18 protein-coding genes and 1 tRNA gene are annotated in these 21,962 nt (G+C 65.7%); 4 read left to right on the top strand and 15 right to left on the bottom strand.

What is annotated here, in order from left to right; genetic code table 11:
- The first annotated feature begins 46 nt into the window (after positions 1-46).
- The 4 genes from ArtHe_RS02240 (at position 47) to ArtHe_RS02225 (ending at position 4,164) form a co-directional block, all read left to right on the top strand.
- Positions 47-1,369 (top strand): branched-chain amino acid ABC transporter permease, encoded by a 1,323-nt coding sequence (locus ArtHe_RS02240; RefSeq protein ID WP_248318546.1) that lies wholly within the window; start codon positions 47-49, stop codon positions 1,367-1,369.
- Positions 1,370-1,379: 10 nt separating this feature from the next.
- A complete protein-coding gene (locus tag ArtHe_RS02235) occupies positions 1,380-2,360 on the top strand; it encodes a branched-chain amino acid ABC transporter permease (RefSeq protein WP_066298962.1) in 981 nt (326 codons plus the stop codon).
- 116 nt (positions 2,361-2,476) lie between these two features.
- On the top strand, positions 2,477-3,421 hold the full coding sequence (locus ArtHe_RS02230; protein ID WP_248319642.1) for an ABC transporter ATP-binding protein: 945 nt from the start codon (positions 2,477-2,479) through the stop codon (positions 3,419-3,421).
- Positions 3,418-4,164 carry an ABC transporter ATP-binding protein gene (locus ArtHe_RS02225; protein WP_066298960.1) on the top strand — a complete coding sequence of 249 codons (747 nt, stop codon included), beginning with the start codon at positions 3,418-3,420 and terminating at the stop codon, positions 4,162-4,164. Before ArtHe_RS02230 ends, ArtHe_RS02225 begins: the two co-directional genes overlap by 4 nt.
- 122 nt (positions 4,165-4,286) lie before the next feature.
- Here the strand turns inward: ArtHe_RS02225 and ArtHe_RS02220 are convergent, their stop codons facing one another.
- The 15 genes from ArtHe_RS02220 to ArtHe_RS02145 all read right to left on the bottom strand — a co-directional run bounded on the left by ArtHe_RS02220 (position 4,287) and on the right by ArtHe_RS02145 (position 21,924).
- Positions 4,287-5,681, bottom strand: a complete 1,395-nt coding sequence (locus ArtHe_RS02220; RefSeq protein WP_248318545.1) for an ABC transporter substrate-binding protein — start codon at positions 5,679-5,681, stop codon at positions 4,287-4,289.
- A 292-nt stretch (positions 5,682-5,973) separates the two neighbouring features.
- Positions 5,974-6,046, bottom strand: a tRNA-Leu gene (locus ArtHe_RS02215).
- A gap of 161 nt (positions 6,047-6,207) precedes the next feature.
- A complete protein-coding gene (locus ArtHe_RS02210; RefSeq protein ID WP_248318544.1) occupies positions 6,208-7,590 on the bottom strand; it encodes an FAD-dependent oxidoreductase in 1,383 nt (460 codons plus the stop codon).
- A gap of 77 nt (positions 7,591-7,667) precedes the next feature.
- Complete coding sequence (locus ArtHe_RS02205) at positions 7,668-9,002, bottom strand: S8 family serine peptidase (protein WP_248319641.1); 1,335 nt, start codon at positions 9,000-9,002, stop codon at positions 7,668-7,670.
- 83 nt (positions 9,003-9,085) lie between these two features.
- Positions 9,086-10,714 carry a DUF501 domain-containing protein gene (locus tag ArtHe_RS17855; RefSeq protein WP_282568707.1) on the bottom strand — a complete coding sequence of 543 codons (1,629 nt, stop codon included), beginning with the start codon at positions 10,712-10,714 and terminating at the stop codon, positions 9,086-9,088.
- Positions 10,715-10,846: 132 nt separating this feature from the next.
- Entirely contained in the window at positions 10,847-11,614 is a 768-nt protein-coding gene (locus ArtHe_RS02190; protein ID WP_248318543.1) for a septum formation initiator family protein, read from the bottom strand.
- Positions 11,615-11,721: 107 nt separating this feature from the next.
- Entirely contained in the window at positions 11,722-13,002 is a 1,281-nt protein-coding gene (eno, locus tag ArtHe_RS02185; RefSeq protein WP_248318542.1) for a phosphopyruvate hydratase, read from the bottom strand.
- 117 nt (positions 13,003-13,119) lie between these two features.
- Positions 13,120-13,836, bottom strand: coding sequence for a MazG nucleotide pyrophosphohydrolase domain-containing protein (locus tag ArtHe_RS02180; protein WP_248318541.1), 717 nt, complete (start codon positions 13,834-13,836; stop codon positions 13,120-13,122).
- Entirely contained in the window at positions 13,829-14,980 is a 1,152-nt protein-coding gene (locus tag ArtHe_RS02175; RefSeq protein WP_248318540.1) for an adenosine deaminase, read from the bottom strand. Before ArtHe_RS02175 ends, ArtHe_RS02180 begins: the two co-directional genes overlap by 8 nt.
- A gap of 88 nt (positions 14,981-15,068) precedes the next feature.
- Positions 15,069-15,731: a DedA family protein gene (locus ArtHe_RS02170; RefSeq protein ID WP_248318539.1), complete on the bottom strand. Its 663-nt coding sequence runs from the start codon at positions 15,729-15,731 to the stop codon at positions 15,069-15,071.
- Positions 15,732-15,974: 243 nt separating this feature from the next.
- Positions 15,975-17,261, bottom strand: coding sequence for a thymidine phosphorylase (locus ArtHe_RS02165; protein ID WP_248318538.1), 1,287 nt, complete (start codon positions 17,259-17,261; stop codon positions 15,975-15,977).
- The gene (locus ArtHe_RS02160) at positions 17,258-17,722 is read right to left on the bottom strand and encodes a cytidine deaminase (RefSeq protein ID WP_248318537.1); all 465 of its coding nucleotides are present in this window, start codon (positions 17,720-17,722) and stop codon (positions 17,258-17,260) included. Before ArtHe_RS02160 ends, ArtHe_RS02165 begins: the two co-directional genes overlap by 4 nt.
- 13 nt (positions 17,723-17,735) lie before the next feature.
- On the bottom strand, positions 17,736-19,025 hold the full coding sequence (locus tag ArtHe_RS02155) for an ABC transporter permease (RefSeq protein WP_248318536.1): 1,290 nt from the start codon (positions 19,023-19,025) through the stop codon (positions 17,736-17,738).
- Positions 19,022-20,308 carry an ABC transporter permease gene (locus tag ArtHe_RS02150; protein ID WP_246168678.1) on the bottom strand — a complete coding sequence of 429 codons (1,287 nt, stop codon included), beginning with the start codon at positions 20,306-20,308 and terminating at the stop codon, positions 19,022-19,024. Before ArtHe_RS02150 ends, ArtHe_RS02155 begins: the two co-directional genes overlap by 4 nt.
- Before the next feature lie 71 nt (positions 20,309-20,379).
- Positions 20,380-21,924, bottom strand: coding sequence for an ABC transporter ATP-binding protein (locus tag ArtHe_RS02145; protein ID WP_066298797.1), 1,545 nt, complete (start codon positions 21,922-21,924; stop codon positions 20,380-20,382).
- Between the last annotated feature and the right edge of the window lie 38 nt (positions 21,925-21,962).

Raw genomic sequence — 21,962 nt, 5'->3', positions numbered from 1 at the left:
GGGACGAATATCGGCACTCGCCCGGTATATAGGGACGCTCGCGGCGGTGGCCGGCATATTTGCCGGTCTCCTGCTCGCCGCCCCTGCCGTGCATGCAACGACAGCTCCACCCTCGGCATCAGAAAGCCCCGCATCTGAGACAGGCGCCGGAGAATCCGAAAGCCCCGGCGGCACCGTCACGGACGGGGCCGAATACCAGGACCGCATCAGCGGTGTCCTGCGGAACGCGGGCTCTCCGGTCTCCGGGGTCACGATCAAGGCGAGCGCCAACGGCTATGAAGCGCAGACGCAGACGGCTGAAAACGGTTCCTGGTCCATCGGCGTCCCGGAACAGGGTGCTTACGAAGTGGAACTCGATGAGTCCACCCTCCCCGAGGGCCTCGGACTTGCCGAAGGGCAGGAAAACCCCCGTACGGTGACATTCGCCGGCACCTCCAACATCACCACCCTTTTCCTCCTCGGCGAGGGCATCGTCCTCCAGGGAGACAGCTTCGGGACCAAACTCATCGAGCGGGCCGTCGCCGGACTCAGTTTCGGGCTCCTGCTCGCGCTCAGCGCCGTCGGGCTCTCGCTCATCTTCGGGACCACCGGACTGACCAACTTCGCGCACGGTGAAATGGTCACGTTTGGTGCTGTGCTGGCCTTCGCTTTCTCCGCCGCCGGCCTGCCGCTGTGGCTGGCGCTGATACTTGCGGTGGCCGGCGGTGCGGGTCTGGGCTACGTGCAGGACGCCGGGTTGTGGAAACCGCTGCGGATGCGCGGCACCGGCCTGGTCCCGATGATGATCGTCAGCATCGGACTGGCACTGGCCCTGCGCTATACGATCCTCTTCTTCTTCGGCGGCGCGACCCAGCAGCTGCCCGATTCCCAGAGTCCGATGCTCGAACTCGGTCCCATCTCGATCTCACGGAACAACCTGGTGTCCCTGTGCGTCTCCCTGGCCGTCATCCTCGTGGTTGCAGCCCTGCTGCTGCGGACCCGGATCGGCAAGGCCACGCGGGCGGTCGCTGACAACCCGCCGCTGGCTGCCGCGTCCGGCATCGACGTCGACCGGGTGATCCGGATCGTCTGGATGGCCGGCGGTGCGCTGGCTGCTCTGGGCGGCATTCTCTGGGCCTACTACCGCCCCGGGGTCTCCTTCAACATGGGGCAGCAGATCCTGCTGCTGATCTTTGCCTCCGTGACGCTTGGCGGGCTCGGCACAGTCTTCGGCGCCCTGATCGGCTCCATCATCGTGGGACTCTTCGTGGAGATCTCCACGCTCTGGCTCGAGGCGGACCTGAAGTACGTCGGCGCGCTGCTCATCATGATTCTCGTCCTCCTGGTCCGGCCGCAGGGCATCCTCGGCCGCCGTGAGCGCATAGGTTAGGGGCTTCGACATGGACTTCGGAAACATACTGCTGGGTGCAGTCAACGAATTCTTCACTCCCACCACGGCGGCCTACGCGCTGGCCGCGCTGGGCCTCGCGGTGCACTTCGGCTACACCGGGCTGCTGAACTTCGGGCAGGCCGGCTTTATGGCCATCGGAGCCTACGGCTTCGCCATTCCCACCCTGAGCTTCAATGCACCGCTGCCGGTGGCACTGCTGATTGCCATGCTGGCCTCTGTGGCGTTCGCGGTGATCCTGGGCCTGCCGACCCTGCGGCTGCGGGCGGACTACCTGGCCATCGTCACCATCGCCGCCGCCGAAATCGTCCGTTACATTGTCACCACGAACGGGCTGACGGAAGTCACCGGCTCCGCCAACGGCCTGGCGTCCTTCGAGGGCGGGTTCTATGCACTGAACCCGTTCCCACCGGGCGTCTACACGCTGGGGCCGTTCAGCCTCAACGAGCGGGACCTCTGGATCCGGGTCGTGGCCTGGGGCGTCGTCGCGCTGGCCTGCCTGGTGGTCTGGCTCCTGGTCCGCAGCCCCTGGGGCCGCGTGGTCAAGGGCATCCGCGAGGACGAGAATGCGGTGCGCTCGCTCGGCAAAAACGTGTACGCCTACAAAATGCAGGCACTGATCATCGGCGGCCTGCTCGGCTCGCTTGCGGGCATCATCTTCACCCTCCCCCGCGGCGCCGTCCAGCCGGCCAATTACGGCACGGAGCTCACGTTCTTCCTCTATACGGCCCTGCTCCTGGGCGGTATGTCCACGGTGCTCGGGCCGGTGATCGGCGCCATGATTTTCTGGGCAGTACTCTCCCTCACCCAGGGACTGCTCTACGGTGCCATCGAGTCCGGGTTCATCACTTTCCTGACCACTACCCAGGCCGGCCAGCTGCGTTACATCCTTGTAGGTGTGGCCCTGATGCTGCTGATGATCTTCCGGCCGCAGGGCGTGCTGGGCAATAAGAAGGAGCTGTCATTCGCATGAGCCATGAAGCACAAAGCCCCCAGCCGAAACGCCGCGACGGCGCCCACGCCGTCGTTCCTGCCGCGGCGGAACCGGCGGACTCCGGCCCGGAGGAAAGCTGGGCCGAGAACCAGTACATGATCGATGAGCGCCCAATCTCCACCGGCGCCGCGGTGCCTGGCTGCCGCAAGCGCGACCCTATCCTGGTGGCCTCGAACGTGACCCGCACCTACGGCGGCATCCACGCCGTCAACGTCGAGCACGTGGAAATCCCGCGGCATAAGATCACGGCGCTGATTGGGCCCAACGGTGCCGGCAAAACCACGCTCTTCAACCTTCTGACCGGGTTTGATACTCCGCAGTCCGGAGAGTGGAAGTTCGAGGACCGGGACCTGGCCGGCGTCTCTGCCTACCGGGTGGCGCGCCTGGGCATGGTGCGGACCTTTCAGCTGACGAAAGTGATGGGGAAGCTGACCGTTCTGGAAAACATGCGGCTGGGTGCGAACAAGCAGCCCGGTGAGGCGCTGCGCCGGGCGCTGTTCCGCCCGCTGTGGAAGGGCCGCGAGGACGAAATCACCGAACAGGCGGACCGTCTGCTGGCAAAGTTCAAGCTGGACACCAAACGCACCGAGTACGCGGCGTCGCTCTCCGGCGGGCAGCGCAAGCTGCTGGAGATGGCGCGCGCGCTGATGGTCAATCCCAGGCTGGTGATGCTAGACGAGCCAATGGCCGGAGTGAATCCTGCCCTGACCCAGTCACTGCTGGACCACATCAAGAACCTGAAGGCCGAAGGCATGACGGTCCTTTTTGTGGAACACGACATGCATATGGTCCGCCATATTGCCGACTGGGTGATTGTGATGGCCGAAGGCAAGGTCGTCGCTGAGGGCCCGCCCGGTGAGGTCATGAAGGACCAGGCAGTGATCGACGCCTATCTGGGCGCCCATCACGACGTCGATCTGGGTGATTCCGAAGGCTTCGAGAAACTCGAGGCCGTGCTGGAAAGGGACCCTGAATCGGACATCCGGCCCGAAGATGACCTGTCCAGTCCCACCATCCACGAACGTAAGGACCTGGCATGAGCGCAGAGAACTTCGAGGGCGATTCCGTCGTCAAGGTTACTGACCTGGTGGCCGGCTACATTCCGGGCGTCAATATCCTGAACGGCTGTTCGATCGAAGCCCGCAGGGGGGAACTTATCGGCATCATCGGGCCGAACGGGGCCGGCAAGTCCACACTGTTGAAGGCGATGTTCGGCCTGGTCAAGGTGCATTCGGGCACCGTGATGGTGCGCGGCCAGGACCTGACCGGGCTGAAGGCAAACAAGCTGGTGACCCGGGGCGTCGGTTTTGTCCCGCAGAACAACAACGTCTTCGCGTCGCTGACCATCGAAGAGAACCTGCAGATGGGCCTCTACCAGCAGCCGAAGAACTTCAAGGACCGTTTCGAGTTCGTGGCGGAGCTGTTTCCCGAGCTGAAGAAACGCCGGAGCCAGCGGGCAGGTTCACTCTCCGGAGGCGAACGGCAGATGGTTGCCATGGGGCGCGCGCTGATGATGGAACCCGCGGTGCTTCTCCTGGATGAGCCCTCCGCCGGCCTCTCCCCCGTGAAGCAGGACGAAACCTTCCTGCGGGTCCATGAGATCAACCGGGCCGGTGTGTCGGTGATCATGGTGGAACAGAATGCACGCCGCTGCCTGCAGATCTGCGACCGGGCCTATGTCCTGGACCAGGGCAAGGATGCCTACACCGGCACCGGCCGGGAACTGATGAAGGATCCCAAGGTCATCCAGCTCTACCTCGGCACACTGGCCGATACCGCCTGACCGGCCCGCCGGCGCGGGGCACTCCATCGCAAAGGAAGGGCTCCCGCCGTGGCGGGAGCCCTTCCTTTGGTGCGGGTGAGCCCGTGAACCGGGTCAGCCCTGGTGCGGGTAAGCGGCGGCGGTTAGAGCTTGCCCACTTCCGAGCGGCTCGGCACCGGCTTGTTGTCGGCGTCGAACTGGTAGATGCCAATGAAGGCCTCGGTCGGGTCGCCGTTCTCATCGAAGCTCACCGGCCCGGAGTAGCCGTCGTAGTCGATGTCCCCGCCGCCGCGGAGGATCGTTACGCAGCTGGCGTAGTCGAAGCACTTCTCGCCGTCCTGCGATACGCCCTGGAGCTCTGCGGCCATGGCCTGCCCGTCCGTGCTGCCGGCAGCTTCAGCAGCCAGCGCCAGCAGGGTCACGGCGTCGTAGCTCTCACCTGCATAGGCCCAGTCCTTGAGCGCCGGATCAATTTCCAGCAGTGCGTTCTTGAAGTTCTCCGATGCGAACGGGCCAGGAATGGTGCCCTGGGCTCCTTCGAGCGTGCCTGCTTCAAGGTCTGCACTGTAATCGGAGGTGTTGCCGTCCACGAAGAAGATCTGCGACGGGTCCACGCCCTTTCCGGTCAGCAGGGGCGCGATGCTCTTTGCCTGGTCGAAGCTGATGACCACGATCGCGTCCGGGTTGGCGCCGGTCACGGCATCAACCTGGCTGCTGAACTGGGAATCGCCTTCGTTGAACATTGCTTCGGAGACAACCTGGCCGCCCGCGGACTCAACGGAGCTCTTGATGTTGGACTGCAGGCCGGTTCCGTAGGCGTCGTTGAGGACGATCATGCCGACGGTCTGGGCGCCGCACTCCATGATGTAGTTGCCCAGGGTGCGGCCCTGGAGAACGTCGGAGGGTGCGGTGCGCCAGTACAGGCCGTTGTCGTCCCAGTCGGTGAAGTCAGGCGAGGTGTTGGCCGGGGAGAACTGGATGACGCCGGCGCCGGTGATCTGGTTGATGACCGTCTTGGAAACACCCGAGGAAGCAGCACCGATAACGGCGCTGACGTCCTGGCCGAGCAGGTCCGTTACGGACTGGGTGGCGATGTCGGTGGTGGTGTCACCGGAATCTCGGTGGACAACCTCGACCGGCTTGCCCAGCACACCGCCGGAGGCATTGACTTCCTGGACCGCCAGGTCCACGCCGGCGATTTCCGGCGGGCCGAGGAAGGCGAGGGCGCCGGTGGTCGGCAGCAGGGTGCCGAGCTTCAGCGGAGCGTCGGTGGTGCCGGTGGAGGCCGGAACGGCTGCGGGGTCGCCCTTTTCTCCGGGGTCCTCGCCGGTGCCGCCCTGGCTGGGCGGGCAACTCAGTACAGAGCTGGCAGTCGATGACGAAGATTCTTCAGACGGTGAGGACTCCGTTCCGGAGTCGCCGCCGCTGGCACAGGCCGATGCGAACAGGGCAATACCCATGCCCAGTGCTGCGATCTTTGCGGCGCGGCCATACCCATCCCCGAGGCCAAGCGGCCCGGTATTGCGAAGTGCAGTCATGTACTTTTCTCCCCGATCGAAAGGCGGGTGCCTTTGATGCTGTCACCAGGTGTTCCTGGTGGAAGAAAAGCTAGTTGAATAATGTGACGAAGATAAGGGGTTCCGGTTACAGCCTTGTAACACTCATCACACCTATGGCGCGAATGTTACATCGTGCGTAGGTATGTGCTTGCTGAGGGGTCATTATGTGCGGCTGGGAACGTTAGCCCTCAACGAGATATCTCGGCGCTGCATCTCGGCGCATCGGAAAACGCGCGGCTGACGCCGCACGGCCGATCAACCGGCCGCCAGGTACCCCAGGTCGGACTCGAACCGACAACACACCGATTTTAAGTCGGTTGCCTCTGCCATTGGGCTACTGGGGCATGCCCCGTGACCCGGCGCCTGGGCGCCGGTGGTTCGGGGGCAAAGACAAGCCTACTTGAGCCGCGGGGAGCACAGGAAACGCCTTAACCGCCAACGGCGGCCGCCGGAGGAGTGCTCCGTTGGCCGCCGTCGGATGGCAGGTCTGTGCTAAAGCTGCAGGTTACTTGCCGGCAGGCTTTTTGGCAGGCGTGGCTGCTTCGACGAACGCCTTGCGCGGGTTCTTCAGGTGCAGCAGCTGGGTGAAGTCGCGGCCGAACCAGAAGTTCGCGGCCCAGCCGGAAACAACCCGGAACTTACGCTCGAACATCGGCATTGCCATACCGTGGTAGCCACGGTGTGCCAGCCAGGCCGGGAAGCCCTTCATGCCGAAGCCCATGATGTTGGCAACACCCTTGTACTGGCCCATGCCGGCCACGGCACCGAGGTTCTTGTGGCGGTATTCCTTGACGGCACCCTGGCCGTAGCGGGACGCCAGCAGGTTCTTCGAGAGGCGCTTGGCCTGGCGGACGGCGTGCTGGGCGTTCGGGACGCAGAAGCCGCCGACACCGCCGCCGGTCAGGTCGGGAACGGCGGAGACGTCGCCGGCGGCCCAGGCACCTTCGAGGGGCCCGTCGTCGCTGGTGATCCGCAGTTCAGCGTTGGCGCGCACGCGGCCGCGGTCGTCAATCGGGAAATCGGTGGCGCGGACCATGGGGTTGGCCTGCACGCCGGCGGTCCAGATCAGGGTGTCGGCTTCAAATTCGCCGGCCGGGGACTTGTCCGCCATGTTGATCAGCTTCAGCAGTCCGCCTTCGGCACTGGCCAGGGACGTGTTCAGCAGCACCTCGATGCCGCGCTCACGCATGCTGGAGACAACCCACTCGGCCTGGTCGGGCTTGACCTCGGGCATAACGCGGCCCATGGCTTCGATCATCACGAAGCGGAGGTCTTCACGCTTGAGCCGGTTGTTGGCGCGCACGGCGCCGCGGGCCATGTCTTCGATTTCGGTGATGGTTTCGATGCCGGCGAACCCGCCGCCCACCACAACGAAGGTCAGGGCACGGGCGCGTGCGGCCTGGTCGGTCATCAGGGATGCGGTCTCGATGCGCTCGAGCACCTTGTTACGCATCTCGACGGCTTCTTCGATGGTCTTCATCCCGATGCCGGCTTCGGCCAGGCCCGGGATCGGGAAGGTACGGGTCACGGAACCGGCGGAGAGAACCACGTCGCGGTAGCTGAGCTCGAACGGCTCGCTGCCGTCTGCAGGTTCCACCGTGGCGGTGTGGGCCGCGTGGTTAATGGCGGTTACCTTGCCGGCGATCAGCTCGGAGTCTTTCAGGTGCATCCGGTGGGATACGACGGCGTTGCGGGCCTGGATGGTGCCGGCGGCCACTTCCGGCAGGAAGGGCTGGTAGGTCATGTACGGCAGCGGATCCACTACCGTAACGATCCCGCCATTGGCCTTGACCTTCTTTTGAAGGTTCTTGGCTACGTACAAACCGACGTAGCCACCGCCAACCACCAGGACGCGGGGACGATCAGAAAATTGTGTGTGCGATGCCATGGCACATATCCTACCCGACTTGTGAAAGTCTTCACGAAGTGTCCCGAACTCTGTTTCTGCCCGGGTATAAGGGTCTGCTACACCAGCCCCGCGGGTTGCTTTTCGCGCTCTCCGTCAGCTGGCGGGCCCTCGGCGCCAGGCTCCGGAACCGACCGCCCGGAGCGCCGGATCCGCAGGACGGCGACGGTCCCGGCTGTTCCCACGAGCAGGACCAGTCCGCCGAAGCCCAGGACCAGGGCCGCCGGGAGCGGATCCTCTTCCAGATAGGGTTCCGCAGCCACAGGCACCTGGGGCTCAGGGATGTCCGGCACCGCGGGGCCGGCGGGAGGATCGTCACTTTCCGGGGCAGCCGGCGCTTCACCGCGCCGGTGAATGCGGATCCACTCCTCAATGGTTCCCAGCGGGTTGCCGGCAACGGCCGGAACATCGGCGTTGACCGCCGCGTTGGCGTCGACGATTCCGTAACCGTAGAGGGTGTCGCGTCCCGGTGCTCCACCATCCTTAGCCGTGGTGATAATGCGGTTAATCACCTGGGCCGCGCTGAGCTCGGGATGCGCCGAGCGGATCAGGGCTGCCACACCGGAGACCAGAGGAGCAGCTGCTGATGTGCCGGACCATTCGGCATAGCGGGACGGGCCGTCCGGGAGACCTCCCACCAGGTTCTCCGCCGGCGCCGCGACGCCGATGCTGATTCCTTCGGAGGAGGAGTCCCAGCTGGCTTTGCCCTGGCGGTCCAGGCCGGCAACCGTCAGGACCCCGGGAATCGTGGCCGGCGCACCGACCTGGATCATCCCCACCCCGCGGTTGCCTGCGGCGGCCACAATCACGACGTCGTGCTGCTCGGCATAGAGGAACGCGTCATCCCAGCTCTCGGGCCAGGCGGTGGAGGACGATCCCAGGGACATGTTGATGACTTTGGCTCCGTTGTCCACGGCCCAGCGGACCGCGTTGGGGAGCTGAGCATCAATCGGAACTCCGCCGGGGTTGGAACCGCCGATCCAGGCGGACACCGAAAGCAGCTCCGCCTTCGGAGCGACTCCAATGATTCCGTCGGGTCCGTTACCGGGGCCGTCGTATTTGGCCTTGTCCTTGTCTGCATCTTTGGTGTCGCCGCCTTCGGCAGCGTGTCCGCGTCCGGCGAGCAGCGTGGCGACCAGGGTCCCGTGTTCCGGGTTGACACCCAGGCCCCTGGCGCCGGCCGGGTCGCCGGCACCGGACACATCGGTTCCTCCGGTGACTGCGCCGGCAAGGTCCGGGTGGCTGGAGTCGATCCCGGTGTCGATGACGGCAACCTTGACACCTTCGCCCTGGGTCTTCTTCCAGGCTTCCGTGATCCCGTAGTCGGCCAGCCAGTATTCCCGGTCCCGCCATTCGTCCGCGTGGGCTGCAGCCGGCACGGCAAGCTGGAACATCAGTACGGCCGTCAGCGAGAGGGCTCCGGCACCCGCTGCGCGCTTCATCGCGGCACCGGGGCGGCGCCGCTTCGTTTCCGCGCTCACCGAACCGTGCTCAGGGCGATGCCGTCGAGGATGTCGTGTTCGGACGTCACCGCGGAATCGATGCGTCCGTCCGTCAGTTCCGCCATGCGGTCCACGATGGTCTGCCAGATCAGGGATCCGGTACCGATGACGTCGACGCGCCCGGGGTGCATGTAGGGCAGCCCGGCGCGTTCGCTGCGGGACATCCGCAGGAGTGATTCGGAGGCATGGTCAATCGCGGCCACACTCAGCTCAGTTCCGTGAATGGCCTCGGAGGAGTACTCCGGCAGTTTCAATGCATGGGCCGTCACCGTGGTGATGGTTCCGGCCACCCCGACCAGGCGGTCGGCCGAAGCGAGCGGAACCGTCTCCAGCACCTGCGCGATCATGTCCAGGATGTCTCCCCGGGCGACTGCGATTTCCGCCTCGGTGGGCGGGTCCGAAACGAGGTGCCGCTCGGTGAACCGCACACAGCCCATATCGGTGCTCCGTGACGCCAGCACACCGTCGGAAGTCCCCAGGACGAATTCGGTGGATCCGCCGCCAAGGTCGACAACGAGAGTCTGCATACCGTCGCTGCTGCCCAGCACGCTCGTGGCACCGGCGAAGGAGAGCCCGGCTTCCTCGTCGCCGGAGATGATTTCCGGGGCCACGCCCAGCCGCTGCCGGATGCCTGCCGTGAACTCTTCGCTGTTCTCGGCGTCGCGTGTGGCCGAGGTGGCAACGAAGCGGACCTTTTCGGCACCGTGTTCACGGATCAGCGCTGCGTACTCATCGGCTGCGGTGAACGTGCGCTCCAGGGCAGCAGGTGAAAGCCGGCCGGTGGCGTCCACGCCCTCCCCCAGCCGGACCACCCTCATCAGGCGCACGACGTCGGTCAGTTCGGTGACGCCGCCGCGCGTCACTACGTCCGCGATCAGGAGGCGGATTGAGTTCGTGCCGCAGTCGACTGCGGCCACACGCATCGTCGGATTATCCATGCTTGGTTCCTGGCCCCCTTGTTCAGCCTCCAGCGCAGCCCGGCGGGCCGCCCGTTTCCGGTCCAGCTCCTGGGCAGACAGCCCCTGCGTTTTGGTGTGGCGGCTCAGGTCCCGGGCCGGGGCGGGTCCGTCCGTGGCCCACGCGCCCTCACAATAGCAGCGCTCACGGGTCCACCATTCGGCGATGCCCTCGATGGCTTCGTCCCCCAGCGGGTTCACCCCGGGACCGGCTGCGAGGGAATGGCCCACCAGCACATGGAGGCATTTGACGCGCGTCGGCATACCGCCGGCTGAGACCCCGGCGATTTCCGGGACCGGTCCGGTCCCCGTGCGTTCGCCGATTTCGTCGCGGACCTGAAGATAGGCCTGGTGTGCCTGCTCATAGCGGCGGGCAAGTTCCGGGTCCTGTTCCAGCCGGGCGGTCATTTCCGCCATAACGCCTGCCGCCTCGAGGCGGGAGACGGCGGAGGTGATGACCGGATGGGTCAGGTAGTAGGTGGTGGGGAACGGTATGCCGTTGCCCAGACGGGGCGCGGTGGTGGCTACCAGCGGGTTGCCGCAGACGCAGCGGGCGCCAATTTCGACGACGTCGCGGACCGGCCGTCCGAGCTGCCGGCTCAGAGTCTCCAGGTCTTCCTGGGTCGGTGTGAGCTGATCCTGGATCATGCCGGAAGGTCCTTCCTGGGGGTCCGCTGCGGACCCGGAGTGGTGATGTTTCAATAGTCCAGCGTACTGTGCCGCCGGGGGCCCAGGCGTCCGCTCCCGGTCATCCCAGGCCGGCGGCGGGGCGTTTCCGGGTCAGGGAGCGGCCGCGGATCGAACCACTGAATCCCAGAGGGCATCCACCCATTCGAGGTCCTGCGGGGTTTCCGAAGCTGCCTGCTCCTCGACTTCCTCAACCCCGTCTTCGCCCTTGACCAGGTACCGGGTTTCGCCGGGCATCACCAGGAAAATCCGTTCCCGTGCCTGCGCCTTGATGTACGCCGGGTCCTCCCAGCGGTTCAGCGTTTCCTGCAGCTGTGCCCCGGTTTGTTCGGCCTCCACGATGTCGGCCTGCAGGGCAGCGATTTCTGACCGCTGCTGCAGGTAGGTGCGGACGGAGGGCGCCAGCAGGACAGTGATGACGACCATAACGATTCCGAGGGCCAGCAGCCGCCCGGAGAAGGACTTCGCCGGGACCGGCTTCAGCGCGGGTTCTGTCCTGGCCGGCCCTGCCGGCACGGCGGTTCCGGCCGGCACATCCCGGCGGATCTCCCCTGCCAGCTCCTGCCGTGCCGCGGCCCGCGCCGCCGATGCGCTTTCCGGCTTCACTGTCTTTGCGGGTTTGGGCTGCCGGGGCTTCCTGGCGCGGCCCTCAGCGGTGCCTGCACCGCTTTTGGCTGCCGGAGCACCGCCCTCGGACGCGGCAGTCCCTGCCTGTGGCGCGGCAGCAGCTGTTCCAGTGCCCGGCGCAGCGGCTGTCCTGCTTTTCTCCACACCCGGGGTCTTCGGCGCTGCGCGGCGCGGGGCTCCCGCCGGAAGCCCGTCCGCCGCCGGTTTCGGCACCTTGGGTCGTCGGGTGGACATGCTGCTCCTCGTCTGACTGACTCTCGGTTTCTTCGGCGCTGTTTCCCCGTGGAAATGCCGCCGGTGGGCACCCCCATATTCGAGGGTACCCACCGGAAGGTGTGGAACTATGCCGTGAAACGCGGGAAGGCGCTGCGGCCTGCGTAGCGTGCGGCGTCGTCGAGCTCTTCCTCGATGCGCAGCAGCTGGTTGTACTTGGCCACGCGCTCTGAACGGGCCGGGGCACCGGTCTTGATCTGGCCTGCGTTGGTGGCAACGCAGATATCAGCGATCGTGGTGTCTTCGGTTTCGCCGGAGCGGTGCGAGGTGATCGTGGTGAACCCGGCGCGCTGCGCCATGGTGATCGCGTCGAGGGTCTCGGACAGGGTACCGATCTGGTTGACCTTCACCAGCAGCGAGTTGGCGGCATTTTCCTTGATGCCGGTCTCGAGGCGGGCCGGGTTGGTGACGAAGAGGTCGTCGCCAACCAGCTGAACCTTGCTGCCGAGGCTCGCGGTGAGGGCTTTCCAGCCTTCCCAGTCGTTCTCATCCAGCGGATCCTCAATGGAGACCAGCGGGTAGTCGCGGACGAGCTCCTCGTAGTACGCGGACATTTCCGCAGCGCTGCGGTTCTGGCCTTCGAAGACGTACGCGCCGTCCTTGAAGAACTCGGAGGAGGCGACGTCGAGTGCCAGCGCAATGTCGGTGCCCGGCGTGTAGCCGGCGCGGGTGATGGCTTCGAGGATCAGGTCCAGGGCTGCACGGTTGGAGGGCAGGTTGGGAGCGAAGCCGCCTTCGTCGCCGAGGCCGGTGGAGAGACCCTTTTCCTTCAGCACGGACTTGAGGTGGTGGTAAACCTCAACACCCCAGCGCAGGCCCTCCGAGTAGGTTTCGGCGCCCAGGGGAACAATCATGAATTCCTGGATGTCGACGTCGGAGTCGGCGTGGGAGCCGCCGTTGAGGATGTTCATCAGCGGCACGGGCAGGATGTGTGCGTTCGGGCCGCCGAGGTAGCGGTACAGCGGCAGCGCCGCGGATTCGGCAGCGGCACGCGCAACGGCAAGGGAGACACCCAGGATGGCGTTGGCGCCAAGTCCGGACTTGTTCTCCGTGCCGTCCAGGTCAATCATGGCCTGGTCAATGGCGCGCTGGTCGGCGGCATCGAAGCCCAGCAGGGCGGGCTGGATCTGGTCGATGACGGCTTCAACGGCCTGGAGTACACCCTTGCCCTGGTAGCGGTCCTTTTCACCGTCGCGGCGTTCGTTGGCTTCGAAGGCGCCGGTGGAAGCACCGGAGGGAACCGCGGCGCGGCCAAAGGTGTCGTCGTCGAGCAGGACCTCGACCTCGACGGTCGGGTTGCCCCGCGAGTCAAGGATTTCACGGGCGTGGATGGCATCAATGATGGCCATGGGAATGCTCCTGTTCGTTGGAACTTGGGATGGAAACTACAGCCAGGCCTGAAACGGGAGCCGCGCTGCCTGCTCCAAGCCTAGTGGAATCCCGTCCGGTAGTAAGGACCGGGCGGGTCAATCGGTAATGGGAGGCGCGGCGGCCGTAAAACGGCGGATGGCAGCCCGCAGCGCAGCCTCCGGGTCGATGCCGCGTTCGGTTGCCTGCCGCACCGTCTCAAACAGCAGGTCGCCGAGTTCCTTTTCTCTGTCCCAGCCGGGCACGGCATCGCCGGACGCGGCCCCGGAACCGGCTGCCGCAGCGGGAACACCGATGCCGGCCCGCCGGGCACGGTTCTGGGTTTTCGCGGCCAGGGCCAAAGCCGGAAGGGACGCGGGGATACCTTCGAAGGCACTGCTGCGCCGGGGTTTTTCCAGTCTCTTGGCGGCGTCCCAGGCCCGTTCGATTTCGGCGGGATCCCCGGTGGTGGAGTCCGCGGGCGTTCCGTCCGGATTGAAGACGTGAGGGTTGCGGCGGACCATTTTTGCGGTCAGGCCTTCGACCACGTCAAGGATGGAGAAGTTTCCGGCCTCCTCCTGCAGCCGGGCATGCAGCAGGACCTGGAACAGCACATCCCCCAGCTCGCCGCTGAGCTCTGCCGCGTCCTGTGCACCGGTGTGGCCTGTCTCCACCGCTTCGATGACCTCATAGGCTTCCTCGAGGAGATACTCCAGCAGGGACTCATGGGTCAGCGCGCCCGTCCAGGCGCAGCGGTCACGCAGCAGCGCGATGACCTGGGCCAGACGGCTGAAAGCCCGGCCCAGGTCATCGCTGCCTGGCTCCTGGCTAGCCACGGACGCGGTTGAAACCTTCGGTGATGTATTCGGCCAGGACCGCCCGTTCTTCGAGCGGGAGGAAAGCGGCGTTGGCCGCGTTCATGGTCAGTTCCAGGACATCGTCCAGGTCGTAGTCGAAGGTCTGTACCAGGAGGTCGAACTCATCGGTGAGGCTGACGCCGCTCATGAGGCGGTTATCAGTGTTGACGGTGACTACGAAACCGGTCTGGTAGAGCAGGTCGATCGGGTGGGATTCGATGTCCTCGCCGAAGGATTCCACTGCTCCGGTCTGCAGGTTCGAAGAGGGGCAGAGTTCCAGCGGGATACCGCGGTCCCGCACCCAGGCCGCGACCTCGCCCAGGGTAACCATGCCGACGGCGGTGTCCCCACCGGCGTCGGGCGCGTCTTCGTCTTCGAAGTCCACTTCAATGTCCTCGGCGATGCGCACGCCGTGGCCCAGGCGCAGCGCCCGGCCGTGGACCAGTGCGTCAACGATGCTCTCCACCCCGGCGGCTTCGCCGGCGTGGACGGTTACTGGGAACATCTGTTCGGCCAGAAACGTGAAAGCGTCCTTGAAACGCGAGGGCGGGAAGCCGTCTTCGGCACCGGCGATGTCGAATCCAACGGCTCCCCGGTCCCGGTGACGCACGGCCAGTTCGGCAATTTCCAGGCCGCGGTCTCCGTGGCGCATGGCGGTGATCAACTGGCCAACCTGGATCAGGTGGCCGTTCTCCCCGGCGTCAGCGACTCCGGCTTCCAAGCCGGCCTGGACTGCCTCCACTGCCTCATCCAGGCTCAGGTTCCCGCGCAGGTGCTGCTCGGGCGCCCAGCGGACCTCGGCATAAACGACGCCGTCCTCCACCAGGTCTTCAACGAACTCGCGGGCGACGCGGGTGAGGCCCTCACGGGTCTGCATCACGGCGATGGTGTGGTCGAAGGTCTCCAGGTAGCGCACCAGGGAGCCGGAGTTGGCTGATTCGCGGAACCACTCCCCCAGGGCCACGGGATCCGTGGATGGGAGGGTGTGGCCGGCAGCCTCGGCGAGCTCCACGATCGTGGCCGGGCGCAGCCCGCCGTCAAGATGATCGTGCAGGGAAACCTTGGGCAGGACGCGGATGTCGAAGGCGGAAAGGGCAGCGGGATGTGTAATGGGCTCAGTCACACGCCAACTCTACGTGAGCCGCACCACCGCGGGCCGGGGGCTGCCCGGACTTCGCTGGTGAGGACTTCGCTGGCTAGGATTTTGCTGGCTAGGATTTTTTCTCGGCAGGCTGGGCCGGCTCGGCCGGCTGAGCCAGCGGCTCTGGGGTATGCATCGGGGTGGGGCCGCGGAGTTTGTTGATGATCCGGTCGATGATCAGGCCGAGGACCAGCGCCACCGCAACGGCGACGACGACGGCGAGCAGGTGGTGTTCTTGGAACCAGGCTCCGGCGAGTGCCCCGATGGCCACCGAATAGGCTGCCCACAGCACCGCGGACAGCCCGGTGAGCGCAACGAACATCCGCCGCGGATAACGCGTTGCGCCGGCGGTCAGGTTCACCACCACACGTCCAACCGGGATAAAGCGGGCGATCAGGATCAGGGACACCGCGCGTTTGTCCAGTTCCTTGCGGGCCCAGACGAAGCCGCGCTGCATACGCGGGCCACGCATCCAGCGGAACCGGTCGGTCCGCAGTGTCCGGCCCAGGGCATAAGCGATGTTGTCGCCGATGAACGCTCCGGCGGCAGCGGCCAGGAGAATCAGCCAGAAGTTGGGGCCGGATGCCGTGAAGATCAGGGCGGAGAGTCCCACTACCAGTGATTCACTGGGAATCGGCGGAAAGAACCCGTCCAGCAGGCAACAGGCAAAGAGCACCAGGTAAACCCAGGGAGCCCCTGAGTAAGCCAGGACGAAGCTGTTGATGTTGTCCATTACGGCGTCTAGCACGTCCAATGGGCGGCACTCCTCGAATCGGTATCTGTACCTACAACGATGCCATCTTAGAAAGAGTGCCCGCTATCGGGCATCACCCCCGTAGCACCCTGAACCTTCTCAGGGGTTAACCCTGACCTGCCCGGTGCTGCGAAGCAGACGCAGAATCGCTCAGCCCGCCCCGTCCTGGCGCGCAGAAGGACCGCAGGCCGGCGGCCTGCGGTCCTTCGCATGCCACGGCGGTCAGCTGATGCGGTCGATGATCAGCGGCGCGGCCGTCATCGGGTCCGGGGACACGGTGACCGCGTCCGCGAGGGCCTCCCGCGCACGCTCGAACTTCTCGGGGGTGTCGGTCAGCAGCGTCATCAGCGGGCTGCCGGCCTTGACCGTGTCTCCGGGCTTGGCATGCAGCCGGACACCGGCTCCGGCCTGCACGGCGTCTTCCTTCCGTGCCCTTCCGGCGCCTAGCCGCCAGGCGGCAACACCAACGGCCAGGGCATCGAGTTCGGTCAGCACGCCGTCAGCCGGGGCCAGGATCGTCTCCGATTCCCGCGCGACAGGCAGCTGCGCGTCCGGGTCGCCGCCCTGCGCGGAGATCATCCGCCGCCACACGTCCATGGCGCGGCCGTCCCTCAGCGCGGCTTCCGGGTCGGCATCGGGGCGTCCCGCCGCGGTGAGCATTTCCCGGGCAAGAGCCACGGTCAGGTCCACCACGTCGGATGGTCCGCCCCCGGCGAGGACCTCCACGGATTCCTCCACTTCGATGGCGTTCCCGGCGGTCAGACCGAGCGGGGTGGCCATGTTGGTGAGCAAGGCCACAGTGTTGACGCCGGCATCTTTACCGAGTGTGACCATGGTGCGGGCCAGTTCCCGGGCGTCCTCCACGTCCTTCATAAAGGCGCCCGAACCGACCTTGACGTCCAGGACCAGCGAGCCGGTGCCTTCGGCGATCTTCTTGCTCATGATGGAGGAGGCGATGAGCGGGATCGCTTCCACCGTTCCGGTGACGTCCCGCAGCGCGTAGAGCTTCTTGTCGGCGGGTGCCAGCCCGGCACCTGCCGCGCAGATGACGGCTCCGACGTCGGCCAGCTGGGCCATCATCTCCGCGTTGCTCAGGTCGGCGCGCCAGCCGGGGATGGCTTCAAGCTTGTCCAGGGTGCCCCCGGTGTGGCCGAGGCCGCGGCCGGAAAGCTGCGGAACGGCAACCCCGAAGACGGCGACCAGGGGTGCCAGCGGCAGGGTGATCTTGTCCCCCACTCCGCCGGTGGAGTGCTTGTCCGATGTCGGTTTGCCCAGGGCGGAAAAGTCCATCCGCTCCCCGGAGGCAATCATGGCGGCCGTCCACCGGGAGATTTCCTCCCGGTTCATGCCGTTAAGCAGGATCGCCATGTTCAGGGCCGCCATCTGCTCGTCGGCGATCGCGCCCCGGGTGTAGGCGTCGATCGTCCAGTCAATCTGCTCGGGCGTCAGTGTGCCGCGGTCCCGCTTGATTCGGATGATGTCAACGGTGTCGAACTGCTCGGAGCTCATTGCTTGTTGTCCCCTTCCAGGTGCTGGGGGCCGAAGGCATCCGGCAGCACCTCGTCCATCGTCTTGATCCCGCTGACGGTCAGCAGCTTCATGCCCGGTGCCCGGAATTCGTACAGCAGCTGGCGGCAGCGGCCGCACGGCATCAGGGTCTGCCCTTCACCGTCAACGCAGGTGAAGGCCAGCAGACGTCCGCCGCCGGTCATCTGCAGCTGGCTGATCATGGAGCATTCGGCACACAGAGTCAGCCCGTAGGACGCGTTTTCGATATTGCAGCCCGAAACGATCCGTCCGTCGTCGGTCAGCGCTGCGGCGCCCACCGGGAACCGGGAGTACGGGACGTAGGCGTGGGCCATGGCGTCACGGGCCGCGTCCTGCAGCACCTCCCAGTCAATTTCCGGTTCTGCAATCTCCGGTTCCGTCCCGCCGCTGGCGGCCGCTGGATTCTGGTGATTCTCCTGCATGGTTTCCTGCCGCCTAACCCTTGATGTATGGAATGCCGCTGGCAGCCGGGGCACGTGATTTACCCACCACGCCGGCGACGGCGAAGATGGTCACCACGTAGGGCAGCATGGCCAGGAACTGGTTCGGGACGGGGGTGCCGAGGAGGCTCAGCACCGACTGCAGGTTCGAGGCGAAGCCGAAGAGCAGGGCGGCGAAGAGGGCTCCGATCGGGTTCCAGCGGCCCAGGATAAGGGCCGCCAGGGCGATGTACCCCTGACCCGAGGTCATGTCCCGGTTGAAGGAGGACACCGAAACCAGCGTGAAGAAGGCACCGCCCACGCCGGCCACTGAGCCTGCCAGCAGCACGTTGTAGAACCGGGTGCGGTTGACGTTCACGCCCAGCGTGTCGGCAGCCTTGGGGTGCTCGCCCACGGCCCGGGTGCGCAGCCCCCACTTGGTGTGGAACAGGCCGAAGTAGATCGCTGCCACGGCCACGTACATCAGGTAGCCGATCACGGACTGGTCAAAGAGGATCGGGCCGATGATCGGAATGTCTTCCAGCAGCGGGATCGGGATCTTATCCAGGCGCGGCGGCGAGTTCCATGTCTCAGGGTCGGCGCTGAGCACCGTCGAGAAAAGGAACCCGGTCAGGCCGGAGACCAGCACGTTCAGGACGACGCCGACGATCACCTGGTTCACGATGTATTTGATGCTGAAGACTGCCAGCACCAGGGAGACCAGGACACCGGCGACAGCGGCGGCGAAAAGGCCCACAAAGGCGTTCCCGGAGAGGGAGCCCGCGACGGCGGCGGCAAAGGCACCAAAGAGCAGCTGGCCCTCAATGGCGATGTTCACAACACCGGAGCGTTCGCAGAGCACCCCGGAGAGGGAACCGAAGATCAGCGGGAACGCCAGTGTGAAGGATCCTGCGAGCAGGCCGTAGAGGGCCACGCTGGGACTGCGGGCGCTGCCAACGGACCAGGTCAGGAAGGCGGCGATGAAGAACACCGCGAATACGGCGATCAGCCAGCCCGGCACGGGCTGGTAACGGCTCACCAGGAAGGCGGCATACGCTGCGGAGGCCAGCAGGACCACCGAGGAAATCCAGCCGACCGCCATGGCCGAAGCCACGATATTCGGCAGCTGGATGGCGGCGTCATCCTCGGTGAGCCTGAACGTCACCTCGCTGGCCGGCGCGCCAAGCCCGAAAATGAGGAAGGCCAGGATCGCCAGGCATCCCAACAGGATCGGAGTCTTCCAGCTGCGGATGGCCTGGACGGCAGCAGGCTGCCCGGCGGAAGCAAGGGTGGTTGCGGTGCTCATGCTGCTCCTCCGGCTGCGGCGTTAGTGGTGGTGCGCTTGCCCGATGTTTTGAAGGCACCAGGCGGTGGAATCCGAAAGATGGACCGGACCAGCGGAGGCGCGGCGATGAACAGGACGATCAGCGACTGGACCACCAGGACAATGTCGATACTGGTTCCGGTGCTGGTCTGCATGGTGACGCCTCCTGCGCGGAAGGCTCCGAACAGCAGGCCCGCGGCAAAGGTCCCCCACGGTGAGGAGCGGCCGAGCAGGGCGACGGTAATGGCGTCGAAGCCAAAGCTGGCCGCCACACCGGAGGTGAGTACCTTCTCAGTGCCGGAGACCTGCGCGACGCCGGCCAGACCGGCAAGGGCGCCGGCGATCAGCATAACAATCACGTAGCCCTTGGTGGTGCTGATGCCGGCGTTGCGTGCGGCAGCCGGGTTGGCGCCCACTGCGCGCAGTTCGAAGCCGACGGTGGAGCGGTTGAGCAGCCACCAGATGAACACGGTCGCGGCGATGGCCATGATGAAACCCCAGTGCAGCCGGAATCCCTCACCGAGCAGCGGCGGGAACATCGCGGTGCTGTCCAGCTGGGGGCTGATGGGGTTGGTGGAGCCCGGGCGCTGGAAGCCCGGTGTGGTGAGCAGGAAGAGCACCAGCTGGATAGCAATGTAGTTCAGCATGATGGTCACAATGACCTCGTGCGCACCGGTTCGGGCTTTCAGGAGACCGGCGATCCCGCCCCAAAGGGCGCCGCCGACGGCTCCCGCGATCACCACAACCAACAGGTGCAGCCCCACCGGCAGGTGCCAGCTGAAACCGACCCAGGCCGCCAGGGTGGCACCGATGATGATTTGGCCCTGGGCACCAATGTTGAACATCCCGGCCCGGAAGGCCAGGGCGACTCCGAGGCCGGCGCAGATCAGCGGGGTCGCGACGGTCAGGGTCTGGGTCAGCGGATAGATCATCCGGGAGAAGCTGTCGGCCTCGAAATTGAAGACCGATCCCTGGAAGAGGGCGATGTAGGCTCCCGAAGCCGCCGACCAGGCAGCCCCCAGCAGGTCTGTTGGGCGGCTGAAGAAGTAGCCCGCGGAGTTGGCGACGGCTTCGTCGGTGACGGCAATGAGCAGGCCGCCGAGGATCAGAGCCATCAGGACTGCCAGAACCGAGACCAGCGCATTGCCGGTGACTATCCGGTGCAGGACCGATTCATTGCCGCCCTCGGGGCGGAGCTCGGAACCGGAGACCGGTACGGCGGGCGGCGGAAGCGCCCCGCCGGCCGTTTCCGCGGCGGTCAGCAGCCGCGTGTCTTCAGCGGCTGCCACATCCTTGCTGCGGGCATCCTCTGATTTGCTGCCTTTTTCCTCCGGGCTCACTGTGTCCCTTCCTCAGTCTCACGGTCATGCGAAAGTGCTTCATCGGCGCCCATCCCGGCCATCATCAGGCCAAGGACACCGCGCGGGGTGTTGCCGGGGACAATCCCCATGAGCCTGCCGCCGTAGAGGACGGCAATCCGGTCAGCCAGCTCCAGGACCTCGTCCAGTTCGGTGGACACGATCAGGACCGGTGTGCCGCCGTCGCGTTCCGCCACGATCCGCTTGTGCAGGAACTCGATGGACCCGACGTCGACGCCGCGGGTCGGCTGAGACGCGATGAACAGTGAGAGCGGCCGCGAAAGTTCGCGGGCCATCACGACTTTCTGCTGGTTGCCGCCGGAGAGTGTTCCCGCTGCCGACTCCGCCGACTGCGTGCGGATGTCGAACTCCTTGATCTTCTCGGCGGCGTTGGCGGCAACAACTGCGGGGCGCATGGACAGCCCACGCGCGAACGGTGCCTTCTTGTAGCGGTTCAGGATCAGGTTTTCCGCCACCGAGAAGGGCCCGACGAGCCCGTCAACGCTGCGGTCCTCGGGCACGAAGCCCACACCGGCGTCGATGATCTGGTCAGCGCGCCGGCCAACGAGTTCTTTGCCGTCGAGCTGGATGGAGCCGCTTACGTGGTCCTGCAGGCCCATCACGGCTTCGGTGAGTTCGGTCTGCCCGTTGCCCTGGACACCGGCGACGGCGAGGATCTCGCCCTTGGCGATCTCGAAGCTCACGTGGTCCACCATGGCCTGGCCGGAGTCTGAAAGCACCACCAGGTCCCGGACCTGGAAGGTGGCCGCACCGGGCTCGGCCGGGGCCTTTTCCAAGGTCAGGCTGACGGAGCGGCCCACCATCATGGCAGCCAGTTCCGAGGTGCTGGCGCTGGGCGGAGCGTCGCCGACCACCTGGCCGCGGCGGATCACAGTGATCACGTCCGAGACGGCCTTTACCTCGCGCAGCTTGTGGGAGATGAAGACCACGGACTTTCCGTCCTCGGTCAGCTGGCGCATGATGGCGAGCAGCTCATCCGTCTCGCGCGGGGTGAGGACGGCGGTGGGCTCGTCCAGGATCAGGACTTCCGCGTCCCGGATCAGGGCCTTGATAATTTCCACGCGCTGCTGCACGCCCACCGGCAGGTCTTCAACGACTGCCTCGGGATCGACGTCGAACCCGTACTGGTCGGAGATCTGCCGGATCCGGGCCTTGGTGGTTTCCAGGTTCAGGGTGCCGGCGAACTTGGTGCTCTCATGTCCCAGCGCAACGTTTTCCGCAACGGTGAAGACGGGCACCAGCATAAAGTGCTGGTGGACCATGCCGATTCCTGCGGCCATGGCGTCACCGGGGCCGGAGAAGACCACCGGTTTGTCGTTGACCAGGATTTCACCCTCGGTGGGTTCATAGAGGCCGTACAGGACGTTCATCAGCGTCGATTTGCCGGCACCGTTCTCACCCAGCAGGCTGTGTACCTGCCCGGGCTCGATCACCAGGTCTATGTGGTCGTTGGCCACCAGCGTGCCGAAGCGCTTGGTAATGCCCTTAAGTTCGAGTTTCACAACCCCAACCAATCTGTTTGAGTCTGAGTGTTTGGGTT

Origin of the sequence: Arthrobacter sp. Helios (genome assembly GCF_023167125.1) — a bacterium.
GTDB lineage: Bacteria > Actinomycetota > Actinomycetes > Actinomycetales > Micrococcaceae > Arthrobacter_B > Arthrobacter_B luteolus.
The sequence above is the reverse complement of the archived record's forward strand: the minus strand, read 5'-3'. Positions and strand labels throughout refer to the sequence as shown.

Coding starts and splice junctions, on each gene's coding strand:
- ArtHe_RS02235 (WP_066298962.1), top strand. CDS start 1,380: ATGGACTTCGGAAACATACTGCTGGGTGCAGTCAACGAATTCTTCACT.
- ArtHe_RS02230 (WP_248319642.1), top strand. CDS start 2,477: ATGATCGATGAGCGCCCAATCTCCACCGGCGCCGCGGTGCCTGGCTGC.
- ArtHe_RS02225 (WP_066298960.1), top strand. CDS start 3,418: ATGAGCGCAGAGAACTTCGAGGGCGATTCCGTCGTCAAGGTTACTGAC.
- ArtHe_RS02220 (WP_248318545.1), bottom strand. CDS start 5,681: ATGACTGCACTTCGCAATACCGGGCCGCTTGGCCTCGGGGATGGGTAT.
- ArtHe_RS02210 (WP_248318544.1), bottom strand. CDS start 7,590: ATGGCATCGCACACACAATTTTCTGATCGTCCCCGCGTCCTGGTGGTT.
- ArtHe_RS02205 (WP_248319641.1), bottom strand. CDS start 9,002: ATGTTCCAGCTTGCCGTGCCGGCTGCAGCCCACGCGGACGAATGGCGG.
- ArtHe_RS17855 (WP_282568707.1), bottom strand. CDS start 10,714: ATGATCCAGGATCAGCTCACACCGACCCAGGAAGACCTGGAGACTCTG.
- ArtHe_RS02190 (WP_248318543.1), bottom strand. CDS start 11,614: ATGTCCACCCGACGACCCAAGGTGCCGAAACCGGCGGCGGACGGGCTT.
- eno (WP_248318542.1), bottom strand. CDS start 13,002: ATGGCCATCATTGATGCCATCCACGCCCGTGAAATCCTTGACTCGCGG.
- ArtHe_RS02170 (WP_248318539.1), bottom strand. CDS start 15,731: ATGGACAACATCAACAGCTTCGTCCTGGCTTACTCAGGGGCTCCCTGG.
- ArtHe_RS02165 (WP_248318538.1), bottom strand. CDS start 17,261: ATGAGCTCCGAGCAGTTCGACACCGTTGACATCATCCGAATCAAGCGG.
- ArtHe_RS02160 (WP_248318537.1), bottom strand. CDS start 17,722: ATGCAGGAGAATCACCAGAATCCAGCGGCCGCCAGCGGCGGGACGGAA.
- ArtHe_RS02155 (WP_248318536.1), bottom strand. CDS start 19,025: ATGAGCACCGCAACCACCCTTGCTTCCGCCGGGCAGCCTGCTGCCGTC.